The sequence below is a fragment of the Shinella sumterensis genome (assembly GCF_004514425.2).
Lineage (GTDB): Bacteria > Pseudomonadota > Alphaproteobacteria > Rhizobiales > Rhizobiaceae > Shinella > Shinella sumterensis.
Map to the genome: position 1 here is coordinate 167,059 of NZ_MYFN02000003.1, position 17,311 is coordinate 184,369.

16 protein-coding genes are annotated in these 17,311 nt (G+C 64.3%); 6 read left to right on the forward strand and 10 right to left on the reverse strand.

Features of this window, described 5'->3' with window-relative positions; genetic code table 11:
* Window positions 1-76: 76 nt before the first annotated feature.
* The gene (locus B5M41_RS07865) at window positions 77-1,714 is read right to left on the reverse strand and encodes a peptidoglycan-binding domain-containing protein (RefSeq protein WP_134649447.1); all 1,638 of its coding nucleotides are present in this window, start codon (window positions 1,712-1,714) and stop codon (window positions 77-79) included.
* 153 nt (window positions 1,715-1,867) lie between these two features.
* Window positions 1,868-3,328, reverse strand: a complete 1,461-nt coding sequence (locus tag B5M41_RS07870) for a cobyric acid synthase (protein WP_134649448.1) — start codon at window positions 3,326-3,328, stop codon at window positions 1,868-1,870.
* A 246-nt stretch (window positions 3,329-3,574) separates the two neighbouring features.
* Between B5M41_RS07870 and B5M41_RS07875 the strand changes: the two genes are divergently transcribed.
* The 5 genes from B5M41_RS07875 (at window position 3,575) to bmt (ending at window position 8,891) form a co-directional block, all read left to right on the forward strand.
* Complete coding sequence (locus tag B5M41_RS07875) at window positions 3,575-3,718, forward strand: hypothetical protein (protein ID WP_134649449.1); 144 nt, start codon at window positions 3,575-3,577, stop codon at window positions 3,716-3,718.
* A gap of 766 nt (window positions 3,719-4,484) precedes the next feature.
* Window positions 4,485-5,483 carry an ABC transporter substrate-binding protein gene (locus B5M41_RS07880; RefSeq protein WP_134649451.1) on the forward strand — a complete coding sequence of 333 codons (999 nt, stop codon included), beginning with the start codon at window positions 4,485-4,487 and terminating at the stop codon, window positions 5,481-5,483.
* Between the two features lie 240 nt (window positions 5,484-5,723).
* The gene (locus B5M41_RS07885) at window positions 5,724-6,635 is read left to right on the forward strand and encodes an ABC transporter permease (RefSeq protein WP_134649452.1); all 912 of its coding nucleotides are present in this window, start codon (window positions 5,724-5,726) and stop codon (window positions 6,633-6,635) included.
* The gene (locus tag B5M41_RS07890) at window positions 6,628-7,674 is read left to right on the forward strand and encodes a quaternary amine ABC transporter ATP-binding protein (protein ID WP_134649453.1); all 1,047 of its coding nucleotides are present in this window, start codon (window positions 6,628-6,630) and stop codon (window positions 7,672-7,674) included. The genes B5M41_RS07885 and B5M41_RS07890 overlap by 8 nt, the downstream gene beginning before the upstream one ends.
* A 200-nt stretch (window positions 7,675-7,874) precedes the next feature.
* The gene (gene bmt, locus B5M41_RS07895) at window positions 7,875-8,891 is read left to right on the forward strand and encodes a betaine--homocysteine S-methyltransferase (protein WP_134649454.1); all 1,017 of its coding nucleotides are present in this window, start codon (window positions 7,875-7,877) and stop codon (window positions 8,889-8,891) included.
* 128 nt (window positions 8,892-9,019) lie between these two features.
* On the opposite strand, the gene B5M41_RS07900 is transcribed toward bmt, so the two are convergent.
* The 3 genes from B5M41_RS07900 to B5M41_RS07910 are packed head-to-tail and all read right to left on the reverse strand — an operon-like array spanning window position 9,020 to window position 11,325.
* Entirely contained in the window at window positions 9,020-9,523 is a 504-nt protein-coding gene (locus B5M41_RS07900) for a hypothetical protein (protein ID WP_134649455.1), read from the reverse strand.
* Between the two features lie 25 nt (window positions 9,524-9,548).
* Entirely contained in the window at window positions 9,549-10,682 is a 1,134-nt protein-coding gene (locus B5M41_RS07905) for an aminotransferase class I/II-fold pyridoxal phosphate-dependent enzyme (protein ID WP_134649456.1), read from the reverse strand.
* A 4-nt stretch (window positions 10,683-10,686) separates the two neighbouring features.
* Window positions 10,687-11,325 (reverse strand): helix-turn-helix transcriptional regulator, encoded by a 639-nt coding sequence (locus tag B5M41_RS07910; protein ID WP_134649457.1) that lies wholly within the window; start codon window positions 11,323-11,325, stop codon window positions 10,687-10,689.
* 125 nt (window positions 11,326-11,450) lie between these two features.
* Here B5M41_RS07910 and B5M41_RS07915 point away from each other — a divergent pair, with 125 nt between their 5' ends.
* Window positions 11,451-11,798 carry a hypothetical protein gene (locus B5M41_RS07915; protein WP_134649458.1) on the forward strand — a complete coding sequence of 116 codons (348 nt, stop codon included), beginning with the start codon at window positions 11,451-11,453 and terminating at the stop codon, window positions 11,796-11,798.
* Here B5M41_RS07915 and B5M41_RS07920 read toward each other — a convergent pair.
* The 5 genes from B5M41_RS07920 to B5M41_RS07940 form a co-directional block, all read right to left on the reverse strand.
* Window positions 11,783-12,667 carry a LysR family transcriptional regulator gene (locus B5M41_RS07920; RefSeq protein WP_134649459.1) on the reverse strand — a complete coding sequence of 295 codons (885 nt, stop codon included), beginning with the start codon at window positions 12,665-12,667 and terminating at the stop codon, window positions 11,783-11,785. The genes B5M41_RS07915 and B5M41_RS07920 overlap by 16 nt on opposite strands.
* 442 nt (window positions 12,668-13,109) lie before the next feature.
* The gene (locus B5M41_RS07925) at window positions 13,110-15,182 is read right to left on the reverse strand and encodes a vWA domain-containing protein (RefSeq protein ID WP_134649460.1); all 2,073 of its coding nucleotides are present in this window, start codon (window positions 15,180-15,182) and stop codon (window positions 13,110-13,112) included.
* Window positions 15,183-15,197: 15 nt separating this feature from the next.
* Window positions 15,198-15,716: an RNA polymerase sigma factor gene (locus B5M41_RS07930; RefSeq protein WP_134649461.1), complete on the reverse strand. Its 519-nt coding sequence runs from the start codon at window positions 15,714-15,716 to the stop codon at window positions 15,198-15,200.
* 78 nt (window positions 15,717-15,794) lie between these two features.
* A complete protein-coding gene (locus tag B5M41_RS07935; protein WP_230640020.1) occupies window positions 15,795-16,487 on the reverse strand; it encodes a phosphodiester glycosidase family protein in 693 nt (230 codons plus the stop codon).
* Between the two features lie 114 nt (window positions 16,488-16,601).
* Window positions 16,602-17,297, reverse strand: coding sequence for a 4Fe-4S dicluster domain-containing protein (locus B5M41_RS07940; protein WP_134649463.1), 696 nt, complete (start codon window positions 17,295-17,297; stop codon window positions 16,602-16,604).
* Window positions 17,298-17,311: the final 14 nt, after the last annotated feature.

Sequence of the window (17,311 nt, forward strand, 5' to 3'; positions counted from 1 at the left end):
TGCCGCCGGCCGCCACAAGTCAATCGACAGCCAGCGGCATGGCCTGTGCCGAAAACGCCGGCCGGCCGTCGCAAACTCAATAGCCGGGGATGATCACCACGCCGCCGCGCCGGCGGTAGTAGCCGTCATCGCCGTAATAGGGGCCATCGTAATAGCCGTCGACCGGGCCTTCGAGCACATCGTATTCGCGTTGGTAGCGGCGCTCGCGGCTGGCCTGGCGTGCCTCGGCGAATTGCGCGGCCTGGCGCAGGGCGGCGAACTGCCGGCGTGAAAGATAGCCGTCGGCGCGGTAGCCGGACGCGCCCTGCCATGCGGCGATCGCCGCGCGGGTGCGCGGGCCGAAGACGCCATCGGCGCCATAGGTGCTGTAGCCCAGCGCGCTCAGCCAGCGCTGCGCCTGGACGCGCGTCGAGCGCTCCATATAGGCTTCACGCGGATCGACGACGGGGCGCTCCTCGACCAGGCGCTCGGTTTCCACCTTCTGTGTCGGGGTGGTCGAAAGGGCGGCCATCCGTTCGCGCGCATCCGATGCATAGCGGCCGCGCGGATAGGCATCGAGATAGGCCTGGAAAGCCTGCCGCGAGCCGGCGACCACCGCCTTCTGGAAGGTGTCTTCCTCGCGCTTGGCCGCAGCGAGCCTGTCGGTGTCCGCGCCGTCGCGCGTTGCCGTTGCCGGGCCGCTGGTGGTGGCGCGCTTCTGGGCGGCCTCGGCCTCCTCGGCACGCTTCCTGGCCTCGGCGGCAAGGCGAGAGGCTTCGGCGGCCTTGGCCTCGGCTTCCGCCGCAGCCTTGGCGGCCTCCGCCTTCAGGCGCTCCAACTCGCGCGTCTTTTCCTCGGCCAGCTTGCGGGCGGCTGCCGCCTCTTGCTCCAGCCGGGTCTTTTCGGCAGCCGCGGCTTTTTCCGCTTCCAGCCGCTTGGCCTCTTCCGCACGGGCGGCCGCGGCTTCGGCAGCGCGGGCATTCGCCTCGGCCTCGGCGCGGGCCTTCTGGGCCGCGGCGGCCTCGTCGGCCTTGCGGCGCTCAGCCTCGGCCTGTACGCGCGCCGCCTCGTCCGCCTTGGCCTTTTCGGCTGCAGCGGCGGCTTCCTTCTTCACGCGCTCGGCTTCTGCAGCCTTCTCTGCCGCCAGCCTGCGTTCATCGGCCGCCTTCCTGTCCGCCTCCGCCTTGAGGCGGGCAGCTTCCTCTGCCCGCGCCTTTTCGGCGGCTGCGGCTTCGGCCTTCGCCTTTTCCTCGGCGGCGGCCTTTTCCGACGCAAGCTTGCTGGCCGCGGCAGCGGCCTCCTCGGCCTTCGCCGCTTCGGCTTTCGCCTTTTCGGCCTCGGCGGCCTTGCGGGCGTCCTCCGCCTTGGCCTTCTCCGCATCGGCAACGCGCTTGGCCTCTTCAGCCGCCTTCGCCTCCTCGGCCTTGGCCTTGGCGGCGGCATCGTCGGACGCCGTCGTCGCCGGCTTCGCATTGCCCGCGGCCTTCAATTCGGCAATGCGCAGACGCGCCATCGAGGCGAACGTGCCGTTGGGATACTGTTTCAGGTAGTTTTCAAACTGCGTGACATCACTGCCGGAAGACGCTTTCTGCCAGAAGGCGAATTCTTCCTCCCAGCGCTTGCCGGCATTGGTGGTTTCCTTGGCCGTCTGGGCGAAGGCAGCCACCGGAAAACCGGCGAGCGACAGCCCGATAAGGCCCACCAGAACAGATCGAGCAAGAGGTCCAGAACCCATCAAATCACCCTTTCGGATCGCACAACGGCGTCGGCACCCGCAGAGCGGGCATGATAGTGTCCCTCCTTACACCGAAATCAGGCGCAACTTTGGTGCGGCCGCGACCGGCAGTGGAGAAACCCGATGGCTGAACGTTTCAGGCCGGCAGTTTAATCAGCGGGCGCCCATAAGGCTGTCGAGCCAGCGCGGATCCAGCACGGCCGCAAGCTCGGCCGCCACGCCGTCGAGTGCCGCATCGACGCCGGCCCGGTAATCGAAACCGCCGCCCTCGATGCCGAAATCCGCAAGCAGCCGCGCCCGGTAGGCATCGCTCGAAAGCAGGCCGTGCAGATAGGTTCCCATCACGCGGCCATCTGGCGAGACCGCGCCGTCCGGCCGGCCGTCTATGCTGACGGAGGGACGCAACGCATCCGGCCCCGTGGTGCGGCCGAGGTGGATCTCGTAGCCTTCGAGCGGCACATCATATTGCAGGGAGCGGGCGTCGCTGTTGCGCACGGTCTTCTCCGGCGCCATTTCCGTCTCGACCGCAAGAAGCCCGAGCCCTTCGACCTCCCGCTCGCCGCCTTCGATGCCGAGTGGATCGGTCACGCGGCGGCCGAGCATCTGATACCCGCCGCAAATGCCGATGACGCGGCCGCCGCGGCGCATATGAAGGGAAAGATCCCGGTCCCAGCCTGCGGCGCGGAAATCGCGGAGGTCCGAAATGGTGGATTTCGAGCCCGGAAGGACGACAAGGCCGGCATCGGCCGGCAGCGCCTCCCCCGGCCGGACGAAAACGAGATCGACCTGCGGTTCAGCCTTCAGGGGGTCGAGATCGTCGAAATTGGCGATGCGCGGCAGCACGGGCACGGCGACCTTGAGCGCCCCGCCGCCGCCCTTCGCCAGACGCTCCAGCACGACGGAATCCTCTGCCGGCAGGCGCGCGGCATCCTTCAGCCAGGGCACGACACCGAAACATGGCCAGTCGGTGAAGCGGCCGATTTCGGCGATGCCGCTGTCGAACAGCGTGACATCGCCCCGGAACTTGTTGATCAGATAGCCGGTGACCATGCGCCGGTCCTCGTCCGGCAGAATGGCGTGGGTTCCCACCAGCGAGGCGATGACGCCGCCGCGATCGATATCGCCCACCAGGACGACCGGCACGCCGGCCCGGGTGGCGAACCCCATATTGGCGATGTCGCCGGCCCGCAAGTTGATTTCCGCCGGCGAACCCGCGCCCTCGACGACCACGAGGTCGGCGCCGGCCGATACGGTCTCGAAGCTCTCCATCACCGCGCCCATGAGTTTGGGCTTCAGCGCCTGGTAGTCCCGGCCCTTGGCCTGCCCGAAGACCTTGCCCTGAACGACGATCTGGCTGCCGACATCCGACTGCGGCTTGAGCAGCACCGGGTTCATATGCACGCTGGAGGGCACGCGCGCGGCAAGCGACTGGAGCCACTGCGCGCGGCCGATCTCGCCGCCGTCGGCCGAAACGGCGGCATTGTTGGACATGTTTTGCGGCTTGAACGGGCGCACCGTCAGACCGCGGTTGGCTGCCATGCGGCAGAGGCCCGCCACCAGTACCGTTTTTCCGACATCCGAGCCGGTGCCCTGTAGCATGATCGTTCTTGTCATGGCGCTTTTCCTATCACCGCGTCTCGCCACCGGAAAGCCCTGATTTACCGCAATTTTGCCGCAATCCGGCCCGGCGCTCCGATGTATTTCCGCAACAGCGTGCCATGCAAGATCGGCATAGCTGGGATGCTATTCTTTTTGCGACATTTTGCGCCGTGAACGACGCTGATTTTTCTCTGCGGCGCACCTATATGAGGGACATCAGACAGCCGAGGCGCGTGGCTTCGGATTTTTAGGACAAAGACCATGCTGTTCATCTTCAGCAAGCCGAACTTCGTACAGATCGCCTGGAACGGCGTCGCTCCCCAGAACCAGTCGCGCGTGCGCAATGAGGTCATGGACGCGCCGCTCGGCCCGCTCGGCGTCATCCGCACGCGCAACATCGGCTGATCCTTCGAGCGCGACGTCAGGTCCCGCTCGCATCCAGCGTCGCCTCTCTCCGGGAGGCGACGTTTTTTATTGCCTGCCGGATCGCTAAAACGCAAAAGCCGTGCACCCCTGGCGGAAGTGCACGGCTTGCCAAAATACGCATGGCGGCTTCCGACAAAAACACATCGGAGCCCAGTCACCCCGGTACGCAATACCTTTTCCGGAGCGTTCGGCAGTGTCCCCCGCCGTGAGAAGATCAATAGCGCCACATCGTTACCGGACGGTTATCGAGACCTTAAGCAAAGGTGAATCGCGATTTTTTTATAAAACCGCGAAAAAAGTGACCGCCGGGGCGAAACGGCGTAATCCGGACACGATCTGTCTGCTTCCGGACAGGAAGCGGCGTTCCCGGCGCGGATCGGTCACGAGTATTTGCCCGCACTGGGGCAAACGCCCAATTTTTCGACGGCAAGAACACCTGTTTTTCAGCATTCCGCTCATGGCTCGCGCCCGACGCAGCGCTTGCCTGCCTCTCAGGCGGTTGATTTCTCAATAAGAACCCGTAGGCTTGCCCCGTGACGTACGCAGACGGATCGCCGGTGACAGGGTTACGCCGGGGAACAGAAAAAAGCTCGACGTCCTTGCAGCAGGGGGATTGGCTCGCCTCACCTGGCATCGCATTCCCTCGTCTGCCGAACAATGAGACCGGGCAGTCGGGACAACGCAGTAACCTGCTCTGCCTTCCGGGATGAACGCTGCATCTCAAGACTGGGAGGTCTTAAATCCGATGAAGAAGCTTTTTGCCTCCACTATCCTCGCCGCCGGCCTTTATGGCTTTGCCGGGTCCGCCCAGGCGGCGGAATGCGGCGATGTTTCGATCGCCGAAATGAACTGGGCGTCGGCCGGCGTCGCCGCACAGGTCGACAAGATCATTCTCGAAAACGGCTATGGCTGTAACGTCACCCTGGTGACGGGCGACACCATGCCCACCTTCACCTCCATGAACGAGAAGGGCGAACCTGATGTCGCGCCGGAAATGTGGGTCAACGCCGTGCGCACGCCGCTCGACCAGGCCATCGCCGAGGGACGCCTGATCCAGCTTGCGCCACTCTTGTCGGAAGGCGGCGTGGAAGGCTGGTGGATACCGAAATTCCTCGCCGACGCGCATCCTGATATCAAGACCGTGCAGGATGCGCTCAAGCATCCGGACCTGTTCCCGGCGCCGGAGGATCCGTCGAAGGGCGCGGTGCACAATTGCCCCGCCGGCTGGAACTGCCAGGTATCGACATCCAACCTCTACCGGGCGCTGAACGCGGATGCCGACGGCTTCGAACTGGTCGACACCGGCTCGGCGGCCGGCCTCGACGGCTCGATTGCCAACGCCTTCGAAAAGAAGACCGGCTGGCTCGGCTACTACTGGGCGCCGACCGCCATTCTCGGTCGGTACGAGATGACGCGCCTGTCCTTCGGCGTCGATCACAACAAGGCCGACTGGGATGCCTGCACGGCCGTTCCCGATTGCCCCGACCCCAAGGTGAACTCCTACCCGACCTCCGACGTCTTCACCGTCGTGACGAAAGCCTTCTCCGAAAAGGCGGGCGTCGCCATGGATTACATGAAGACCCGCCAGTGGGATAACGGCACGGTCGGCAAGGTTCTCGCCTGGATGACGGAAAACCAGGGCACGAACGAGGATGCGGCGAAGTACTTCCTCGAAACCTATCCCGATATGTGGACCAAGTGGGTAAGCCCCGAGGTTGCCGAGAAGGTCAAGGCCGCTCTCTGACAGACATCAGGCACCGGCGGCCCCAAGGCTGCCGGTGCCAATGGCTTCGGTGCGGATAGCCATTTGACTGATCTTCACCCAGAAAGTCGCAAACAGTACACTATCGGGCCGCCGCCCGTGCCAATACGGACAAACCGGAACAATAAGAAGAATATCGCTGTACAAGCCGCCCCATTCGCCATGCCGGATACATCCGTCGCATTGCGGGGCACCATCGACCGGTAGGAAGAGGGGAAAAGGATGGCAGGACTATGCGACTCGTTGCCGGTCTTTCTTTGCAAGTTTCCGGCATTCAGCGACGCGAGCATTCGCGCCGTGAGAAAGACTGTCGATGACGGGTTCAAGGGGCTCGTCAGAAGTTACGTCAATGCAATCGATGCGATGGTTCAGCCGTTGCAATGGTTTTTGAACTATCTCGAGCGCCTGTTCGTCACGTCGCCATGGCCGATCATCCTGCTGATCCTGCTGGCCATCGTGTATTTCGCCAGCCGCAACACCAAGATCGTTATCGGAACGGCCGCTTCGATGCTCGTCATCGGCATGCTGGGTCTGTGGAACGACACGATGGTGACGCTCGCCATGGTCACGGTTTGCACGCTCATCGCCATCGTGATCGGCATTCCCATCGGCATTGCGATGGCACGCTCGGACCGGGTTCAGGGTTTCATCAACCCGATCCTCGACGTGATGCAGACGATGCCGAGCTTCGTCTACCTGATCCCCGTCGTCATGATCTTCGGCATCGGCAAGGTGCCGGGTTTGATCGCCGTCGTCATCTATGCCGTCCCGCCGATGATCCGCCTGACCAATCTCGGTATCCGGCTCGTCGACAAGGAAGTGCTGGAAGCGGCCGACGCCTTCGGTTCATCCGCCTGGCAGAAGCTGAAGAACGTGCAGATGCCGCTTGCCCTACCCACCATCATGGCCGGCATCAACCAGACCATCATGATGTCGCTTGCCATGGTCGTCGTCGCCTCCATGGTCGGCGTCGGTGGTCTCGGCAAGAACGTCCTTCAGGCCATCAACAACCAGTTCTTCACGGTGGGGTTCCTCAACGGGTTCGCGCTCGTGGCCATCGCCATCATTTTCGACCGTACAAGCCAGGCCTATGGCAGGCGACTACAGAAGCATTCGGAGGTAATTCATGGTTAGTCATGCAATCGAGGTCCGCAACCTCTACAAGATTTTCGGACCCCGTGGCGGCGATTACGTCGACGCGGTGAAGAACGGCCTGGGCAAGGCCGAGCTGAACCAGCAGTACGGCCATGTGCTCGGTCTTCGCGACATCAATATCTCCATGCCCGCCGGCGGCATCATGGTGGTGATGGGTCTCTCCGGCTCGGGCAAGTCGACGCTGATCCGCCACATCAACCGCCTGATCGATCCAACGGCCGGTGAAGTGCTCTATGACGGTGTCGACGTCTGTCGGATGAGCGAAAACGACCTGCGCGAATTCCGCCGCCACAAGACTGCGATGGTGTTCCAGAAATTCGCGCTCCTGCCGCACCGCACGGTGCTGGAAAACACGGTCTACGGCCTGGAGATCCAGGGCATCGGGCAAGCCGAACGCGAAAAGCGCGCCAAGCAGTGGATCGAGCGCGTCGGCCTTGCCGGCTTCGAGAACCACTACCCGAACCAGCTTTCGGGCGGCATGCAGCAGCGCGTTGGCCTCGCGCGTGCGCTGACCAACGATGCCGACATCCTGCTGATGGACGAAGCCTACTCCGCTCTCGACCCGCTGATCCGCGTCGACATGCAGACAGTGCTTCTGGACCTGCAGAAAGAACTGAAAAAGACCGTCGTCTTCATCACCCACGACCTCGACGAGGCGCTGCGCCTCGGCGACAAGATCGCCATCCTGCGTGACGGCATGGTCGTGCAGCAGGGCACCGGCCAGGAGATCGTGCTCAACCCGGCGGACGAATACATCACGGCCTTCGTGAAGGAAGTGAACCGTGGCCGCGTCGTCAATGTCGAGACGATCATGGCGCCGCTCGCGGGCAATCCCCAGGGCATGCCGATCGCCAAGGGCACCGTGCTGGAAACCGCCGCCCGTGCCATGACGGGCGCCAACCAGACGCAGGCCCATGTCGTGGACGAGGCCGGCCGGCCGATCGGCGCGATCGACATCGGCGCGATCATCTCCTCCATGGTGACGCCGACGAGCCACGAGGCGAAGGCGGCGGCCTGAGCCTGATTACAAGCACCTCAAGAGGGCGCCCCGGGGCGCCCTCTTCCCGTTTTGCGGCGCACTGTCCCAATTAGATGTTTCTCGCGGCCACTCGGCCGGGACCGAAGGGGCATCGACGGCCTCCATGGGGGGCTCTGCCAATCCGCCGTTGCAACCACATAAAGAAATCCTTATATGATGGAGCAAACAGAGGACATGCCATGACCGCCACCAATCCGCTCGCCAGCCTCCTGGCCGAAAAACCCTTCCTGCTTGCCGATGGCGCAACCGGCACGTCGCTGTTCGCCATGGGGCTGGAAGCGGGCGAAGCGCCGGAACTGTGGAACGAGGCCAAGCCCGAGAACATCACGAAGCTGCACCAGGACTTCGTGGATGCGGGCGCCGACATCATCCTCACCAACACCTTCGGGGGCACGCGGCACCGCCTGAAACTGCACCATGCGCAGGATCGTGTGCACGCGCTCAACAAGAAGGCCGCCGAGATCGCCCGCGCGGTCGCCGACAAGGCGCCGCGCACCGTCATCGTCGCCGGTTCCGTCGGGCCGACGGGCGAACTGCTCGTGCCGCTCGGCGCCATGACCTATGACGATGCCGTCGCCGCCTTCGTCGAGCAGATCGAGGGCCTGAAGGCCGGTGGCGCGGATGTCGCCTGGATCGAGACCATGTCGTCGCCGGATGAAATCCGCGCGGCCGCGGAAGCCGCCACCAAGGTCGGCATGCCCTTCGTCTATACCGGCTCCTTCGATACGGCCGGCAAGACGATGATGGGCCTGCATCCGAAGGATATCCACGGCGTGGCCGGCGACATTGGCGCGGGCCCGCTCGCGGTCGGCGCCAATTGCGGCGTCGGCGCCTCCGACATCCTGTCCTCGCTGCTCGACATGACCGGCGCTGCCCCCTCTGCCACGGTCGTCGTGAAGGGCAATTGCGGCATCCCGGAATTCCGCGGCTCGGAAATCTACTATTCCGGCACGCCGCCGCTGATGGCCGAATATGCCCGCCTTGCGCGTGATGCCGGCGCACGCATCATCGGCGGCTGCTGCGGCACGTCCTGCGAGCACCTTGCCGCCATGCGCGTGGCGCTTGACGCGCATGAACCGCGCGAACGCCCGACACTCGAAACGATCGTCGAAAAGATCGGCCCGCTGCGCAACAAGACCGCGAATGAAACCCCCGCGGCGCCCGCCCGCGAACGCGGCGGCCGCCGGCGCGGTTGACCGGTTGTCGGATCGACAATTGCAAGCCGCCCCGGTTAGCGCCGCGGGCGGCTTTTTTGCGCGTGTCCTCAGCATTCCCTGCTAAAGTTGATCCACCGCGCCCACCCCGCACCGGCAGCAGAAAATCATCAATTTCTAATGATGGAAGTTCCGTCATCGTAAGTGATAGATTGATCACACACCCACACCTCCATCTCGCTGGCCGGACCTGCCAAGAATTTCTCCCAGTTGGGTCTATAATTTAGCGTGATACGAATTTTTACGGGCGCCGTTGCGGTAATCCATTCGCTCGATACCGACGCTCCTATGCCGCGAACTGCCCTGCCCGGCAGCGCAACGTGGAAAGTGCCGCTGAATTGGGTCACAGCCACGGGCCGCGTTTTCATATCTAAGATAACGAACGCGTTTGGATTCATTGTCACCCAGAAATCAGCGTATACTTGGCCGATAGAATCCCTCCCAAGTACCTTATCGACAACCAGCAACGCCGGCACGTGGTGCCGGACGCCGCATCGCTTGAAGTCATCAGCGGGCGCAGAAGAGTGCGATCCCAGCAGAACCATCAAAAAAATAGCAGGTGAAAGGAACTCTATTTTTGTGACCAATCCCTGTCTCCATTCGGGCTTTGCCAAGCCTAACCCGCCATGATGCGTGCGCTCAAGCCGCAGACAGGAATTCCCGCCACGCCGCAAAGCCCGCGTCGATGTTCCTGCGCCCGATGCCGACGCGGAAGCGATCCGCCGGCACCGGCAGCAGATCGGAGACATAGAGACTGGACGGCAGGAGAAGCACCCCCTTTTCCTCCACCAGCCGGCGGCAATGCGCCTCCACGCCATCGGCTCCGAGATAGCGGGCGAAAGCGACGCAGCCGCCGTCGGGCGGAGAAAATTCATAGAGATGCGAGTAGTCCGCGAAGAATTGGCCCAGTTTTTCGGTGTTGTCAGCGCACAGGGCGCGGTTGCGGGCCAGGATCGTCTCGCGCGCCTTGAGCGCGATACCGGCCAGCACCTCCGAAGGGCGCGCGTTGCAGATGGAGAGATAGTGCTTCATCTTCTCCATGCGTTCGAGCAGCGCATGGTCACGGCAGGCGATCCAGCCGATGCGCAGGCCCGGCAGGCCATAGGCCTTGGACATGACATTGAGCGAAATGCCCTTGTCGAACAGGTCCGCGGCCTGCGGCAGGCGCTTGGCATCATCGACCTCCAGTCCGCGATAGACCTCGTCGGAGAAGAGATGGATGCCGCGCTCCGCGCAAAGCTCAGCCAGTTCCCGGAAGGTCGCCTGATCGGCAATGGCCCCGGTCGGGTTGTTGGGAAAGTTGACGGCGATTAGCCGGGTTTCCGGGCGAAGCGCGGCCCTCACATCGTCGAGGTCGAGCTGCCAGCGGTTCTCCGCCCGCAGCGCAACGCCCGTCACGCTGCCGGCGATGGTGACAGGCAGCGTCTCCATGGACTGGTAGTTCGGCACGGTGACGATGGCGTGATCATCAGTCCCGAGCAGCGCCAGCATGGCGCAGTAAAGCCCCTCCTCCGCGCCGGCAAAGGTCAGGATGTCAGCGCCCCCAAGCGTCTCGTAGGTCGAGGCGATGATCTCGCGCAGCTCCGGCGCACCCCAGGTCTGCGTATAGCCGAGCGAGACATGCTCCCACGCCTCCAGGTCCTCGGGGCCGGCAAGCGCCAGGAGTTCGGACATGCTCATCGTCTCGGCATCGCTCGCCGTCATGTGGTGGCGAGCCTTGAACTCCCAGCGGGAAAAATGGGTTTCGAGACGGAAATCCGGCAATGGGGTCACGCGGTCAATCCTTGACGTTCTGGCGCCGGGCATCGGCGAGGTAGTTGTAGATCGAGGCGCGCGAGGCGCCGATGAGACTGGCGAGATGATCGACCGCATTGCGGGTCTGGAACAGGCCGCGTTCCTCAAGCGCTGCCACCAGCGCCACGCGCTCGGCCTTCTTCAGGGCCGTCAATGCAAGGCCCTGGTTGCGCAGCCAGTCGTGCAAAGCCGTATTGATCTCCTCGCGCCAATCGCCGGAAAATAGTGACGGTGGACGCGGCGCCACCGTTCCGGTGAAGGCCAACAGCAGCTTCGCCGCGGCATCGAAATGCGAGACATCCATGTTGATGCACAGCAGGCCGAGCGTCTGGCCGAACTCGTCCTTCAGCACAGACGTCACCGATTTCAGGCGCCGGCCGTCGTCACCGGTCTTTTCATAGGGGCCATAGACGCCCGCCTCGCCGGCCTCCTCCAGCTCGCCGTCGACGAGCGATTCCATGCCGGGCTTGCGGCCGGAAAAGGCATTCCAGATGCCGGCGATCCGGCCCGTTTCGAGATCGTGCAGCACGACCTCGGCATGGGGATAGAACAGGGTGGAGATGGCCGCGGCGGTCGTGGCGTGGCGCACCAGCAGCGCGTTGGAATTCGAAGCATCAAACATGGGGGCAAACAATCCGATTATAGACGTTTTGTCAATATTGGATTTTAAGTCCACCTCATTCCCGTCGCTTGCGGCGAGCCTTTGCGCGCCTTATCCAAGATGGTGACGATTCTATGGGGGATGATATGAGTGCAGATCCGGCCGCCTTTCCGGACAGGGATACCGTCGCCGACAAGCTTCTGGCGCTCGGCGACGGCGAGAAGGCCTATCTGAGCCTGCTGATGCAAAACCCGCAGCAGGACGAAAACCTGCTCGAAGGCCTGAGCGTATCTCTCGACCGGGCGTCCACCGCCCGCTTCCTGAATTCCCTGAAGCTGGAAAAGCTTGGCGAATGGCTGGGCGAGACGGCGCCCGCCCGCCTGCAGATCCGCCTCATGGAATGCGCGCGCTCCAGCCAGCACGCCGCACACGCCGCCTTCCGCGCCGGGCTGACCCGGTCCGGCGGGCTTGAAAGGGCCTATCCGAAAGCCTGATCGGTCGCCGCCGCCAGCGGCACGAAGGACTTGCGGACGAGATCCGCCATGCCATCGATGGCCGGCCCGCCACGGCGTGGGTTGCGCTTGAGCACGACGCGCGAGGAATCGACCTGCGGAAAGCCCTCGGCAAGGGTCAATTCGCGCGCGCCTGCGGGAATGTTGCTGCGGGCAAGCGGTGCGATGGCAAGGCCGCTCGACACCGCCGAACGCAGGCCGCTGCTCGTGTCGCTGGTATAGGCGACCCGATAGGGTATGGCATATCGTTCCAGCGAGCGCTCCGCAAACTCCCGGCACCAGACCGAGCGCCGGTAGAGCGCGACCGGCACCGGGCGCTCCAGGTGCAGGTCATGCCCGACCGAGACCGCCCAGACCGTCGGATCGATCGCCAGAAGCTCGCCGGAAATGCCGCCGTCCCATTCGAAGATGACGGCGAGATCGAGTTCATCGGCCTCCAGCGCCTCCATCTGCTGCGCGGTATAGCCGCAAAACACGGTCACCTCGGCGCCGGGATGCACCTGAGCGAAGGCCGCCAGCGCATTGGGCAGGATGGTCTGGTTGTATTCTTCGGGAATACCGACCCGCACCGGCCCGTCGAGCGGCAGCGTGCGCATCGCCGCGGTCGTCTCGTCGACAAGGCCGACGATGCGCTTGGCATAGGGCAGCAACCGCTGTCCTTCCATCGTCAGCCCCACGCCGCGCGGGCCGCGGGCAAACAGTTTCGCCCCGACGGACTCCTCCAGCTTGCGCACCTGCATGCTGACCGCCGACTGCGTGCGCCCGAGCCGTTCGCCCGCATGGGTGACATTGCCCGCCTGCGCGACGGCGACGAAAATCCGGAGCAGATCGCTTTCGAGGGGTGGGTACATTCAGCCATCGCCTTTTCTGATGCCTGCCATCATCGCTATTCGTTTGTGAAATGTCTACGGCTTTGCTTGGCTGTGCGGAGGAAAGAAGGGCGCATGGCATGAATATTCTGGCTACACTGCGGGAATTTTGGAACAACCAGCGGCAGCGAATGGCCGAGCGCGAAGCGTTGCAACACCTTGTCCGGCGCCGGGACCGGCGCCTGTTGCGGGACGCCGGGCTCGAACTCGTGGACGCCACGCCGCCGACCTGCACGCCTCTGCCAACCGAAAAAGAGAGGCGCTGGAGAGCGCCCCTCATGCGGCTGTTGCCTGTCTTGCCGCGCAGATCCAACGCAAAGAATGTCCAGCCGGCGACTGCGCAGGAACCGTGCAGCGCAGAGGCGCCGTCCGCCGCCTGAAACGTGCCCGGCTATCGGAAGGACGACGACCGGGGCAGCGGCGGTTACTTGCCGCCCGCCAGGCCCTCGGCGAGCCGGACGAGCTTCACGAACTCGGCGCGATAGCCGAAGGGATCGTTGCCCTTGGCCGCCTGCGCAAGGCCGAGGATCGAGCCGTAGGCGTAGTCCTGCAGGGCGGAAACACCCTTCAGCTTCTGGCCGAAAGCCGCAACGGCGACGGAAAAGCGGACATCCGCCGAGGCCGCATCGAGATCAGGCACCACATTGCCGTCGGTGACCGGCATCGTGACGAGCTCGCTGGTGTCGCTGTCGGGCTTCTTCCAGCGCATCTTCAGGAACGCGATCTCGCCGCCGTCTGCCGCTGGCGTCGCTACCGCCTGCTCATTGCCGTAGCGCAGGGGATCATTCAGCACGGCGGGGCTTCCCTTCGGCGTCACCTCGTAGATCGCCGTCACCCGATGGCCGGAGCCGATATCGCCGGCATCCACCTTGTCGTTGTTGAAATCCTCGCGGTTGAGAATGCGGGTCTCATAGCCGATGAGGCGATATTCGGCGATGCGCGCCGGGTTGAACTCGATCTGGAACTTCACGTCCTTGGCGATCGGGAAGAGCGAGGACCCCGCCTCCTCCACCAGCGTCTTCTGGGCCTCTGCGAGCGTATCGATATAGGCGGCCGTGCCGTTGCCGTTCTGCGCCAGCGCCTGCATCATGCCGTCATTATAGTTGCCCCGGCCAAAGCCAAGCACCGAGAGGAAGATGCCGCTCTTGCGACGCTCCTCGATGATGCGCTTCAGGTCCTCGTCGCTTGCCGGCCCGACGTTGAAGTCACCGTCCGTCGCCAGCATGACGCGGTTGACGCCGTCCTTCTTGAAGGCCTTCTGCGCCAGCTTGTACGCCATCTCGATGCCTTCGGCGCCGGCCGTCGAGCCGCCGGGCTGGAGCGTATCGATCGCGTCGAGGATCTTCTGTCGCTCCTTCGCCGCCGTCGGTTTCAGCACCACGCCCGCATTGCCGGCATAGGTGACGATGGACACGGTATCGGTATCCTTCAGCTTGCCGACCAGCAGGCGGAAGGCGCTCTTGAGCAGCGGCAGCTTGTCGGCTTCATCCATCGAGCCGGAGACGTCGATGAGAAAGACGAGGTTGGCCGAAGGCTGTTCGGCCGCCACGGTCTCGAAGCCCTTGATGCCGATATGCAGCAGTTCGGTGCCCTTGTTCCAGGGCGTCGGCATGACCGTGACGGTGGCGTTGAACGGCTTTTCCACCGTTTCCGGCCCCTTCCAGTCATAGGGGAAATAGTTGATCAGCTCCTCGACACGCACCGAATCCGGCTCCGGCAGGCTGCCGCCGAGAAGCGCGCTGCGCATATAGGAGTAGGACGCCGTGTCGACATCGGCCGAGAACGTCGAGACCGGATCGGTGGCGACGCTCTTCACCGGGTTCGGATCGGCGGAGGCGAAGCGTTCGCGGTCCTCCTGCGGCATGGGCATGATGCCGGAATCCTGTGTCACCGCGGGCTGCGCCACGCGCCGCGTCAGCGTCCGGTCGACCGAAAGCGATTGCGGCACCACCGCCGTCTCGCCATCCAGGCTTTCGGCAAGCGGCGCGGGTTCGGCGGCGCGGTTGTCGGCCGCGGACTGGCTGGTTCCCTGGGTTGCCGTCGCCTGCGCGGCCCGCTCCCTGTTCAACAGGGCGGCAGCGTCGTCCGCCTGTTCGACGGCCGGCGTTTCCTGTTTCTTGTTTTCGGCCTGTACCTGCGCGGTCTCAGCGCCCGGTTTCTGCGCATCGGTCCGCGTTTTCGCATCGCCAGTCTGCTCGACCTGCAAGGCGATGGTACCGTTGCGCACCAGTTCATACGTCACGAGGCCGGCGACCGGGACGACGAGAAGCGTGGCAAGGGCCGATCCGGCCAGAAGTCTGCGGTTCATGATAGGGCTCCATATCCTGTTGAAGATGGAGCTTCGACGCCCGCCCTCGGCGGAACCTTTGGTGGCGGTCGCATTTTTTTCCGCGTCGTCGAAAGCCTGCATGGCGGCGGCAAGGGCTGCGGCGCGCGACGATGCTCCGGCGGCCGGCGGCTGGCGGCGGGCGAGCTTTTCGAGATCGAGATCGGTCATCGGTCTATCCTTCCGTCACGCGGCATCGCGCAAAAGCACCTTCAGGCGCTTGCGGGCCTCGTGCACATGCCAGGAAATGGTCGTTTCGGCGCAGCCGAGCACGTCGGCTGCCGCCGCATGGCTAAGCCCCTCGCCGTAGATGAGCAGGACGGCATCGCGCTGCCTGTCGGGCAACTGGCGAACGGCCTGCCACAGCTCCTCGCCGTCATCCTCGGCGCGCCCGGCTTCCAGCACCGCCTGCTCGCGCAGATAGGCCGCATCGCGCCATGCGGCGCGCCGGCGCTTGCGCATCTGGTCGCGGGCGGAATTGAGCGTGACCGAATAGAGCCAGGTGCTGAAGCGGCTGGCACCCTTGAAGCCCCTGATCGCGCTGGCGAGGCGTATGCACACCTCCTGCGCCACATCCTCCGCATCCTGCCGGTCGCCGCACCATCGCCAGGCGACGGCATGGATGAAATCATAGCGGCTCTCGATCAGCGCGGCGAATGCCTGCCGGTCCCCCTGAGCCGCCTTTTCGACGAGTTCTGTTTCCACGGGCCCATCCCGATTGCGTGCACTGACCTTTCAGACGTGCATGGCGTGGCAATCCTTTGGATCGAATCCGAAAAAAGCTTACCAGGGCAGCTTTTTCACGACGGCGATGATCGTTCCCATCGCGGCCCGACGGTCGTGCCGGCGGATTTCCGGCGCATAGAGGCTGGAAATACTGCCGTCGAGGAACAGCGCGTTGCGGCAGTGCAGCCGGTCGCGGAACAGCGTCGCGAAATCGTGAAAGCGGACATGGTCTTTCGATATGGCGAAGGCCACGCGCCCGTCGGGCAGGATGCCGACGCCGTTGCGGATCTGCAGGCTCGTCGCATCCGGCAGGAAGCGCGGGTGGATCTTGCCGTCGACCACCAGCATCGGACCCGACTGCGTGGCCTCGCGCGGCGAAAGCCCGGCTTTGGCGAAGGCCTCCGTCTCCATCACGCCGGCCTTGCCGTCTGCCAGCCAGAACACGCCGTTCGGCTTCATGAAGAAGTTGCCGAACGCATCGTCACGGTTGAGCGCGCCGGTCTCCCGGCCATTCTCGACGAGAAGCCCGACCGGGCCGTAATCGGGATGATACATGCCGCCGTTCATGGCAAAGCTCATGTGCTCGCCGTTGCGCAGGAGGTATGTGTTCAGCTGGTCGTAGCTCGCACCTGAACTATCCAGCGTGCGGGCACCGTAGAGCCGGATCGTGTCTTCGGCGGGATCGAAGGTGCAGACCGTATAACGGACGCCGAGATGTTCGACCTCGGCGCATTTTGGCGGTTCGGCCATGGCGACGCTCCGCAGGGCCAGGGTGGCGAGGAAAAAGCACAGGATGGGGAGAAAGCGCATGAACGATGGCTCGGCTTGCAATGCGGCGAATTTAGCAGCGCGCCGTGCAGATGGTCAAAGCGACAGCGCGGCCATGTGGAAACGCAACTGGTCGTCCCCGTAGCGATACGCCGCCCCGACGGGACAGGCGGCACGGGCAAGACAGCCGCCGCGCAGGCAGCCGCCCTGCCCTTGCGGCGTGCGCAGATGGCTGCGGCAGGCCGGCACATCGAATGCGTCCGCGCGCACGGCGGCGGCGGGACAGGTCGTGAGACAGGGACGGTCGCGACAGGCGTCACAGGGATGTTCCACGGGCCGCGCCACCGGCTCGGTCACCGCCGGCACGGCAAAACCGAGCGCACCGCGATAACCGTGCCAGAGGCCATAAACGGGATGGATGAGAATGCCGAGCGGCGAGGCTTTCAGACCCTCCGCGCGCATCGCCCACTGCTGGAACGGCTGCCAGGGCGGATCGGAGGGAAACCACGCCGTTGCACCGGCCATCGCCGCGATGGGACCGATGACATCTTTCGACCAGGTATCGAGCGGGTCGGGCCCGCCGGCATCCGCCCGGCTGCGCCGCCAGCGGGAGAACGCCGGCCAGAGCGAGCTGCCGATATTGCCGATGAGCACGACGCTGGCGGCGGGGCGACTGTTACTCAGCGTCGGCGCGGCCTCGCCGTCCGCAAAATTCACCACACCGCGCAAAAAAAGACCGTGCGGCTGAAGAGCCGCACGGATCGTTTCGAGGTGGTGACCGGAGGCGTTCACCGGGTCACGTCTCC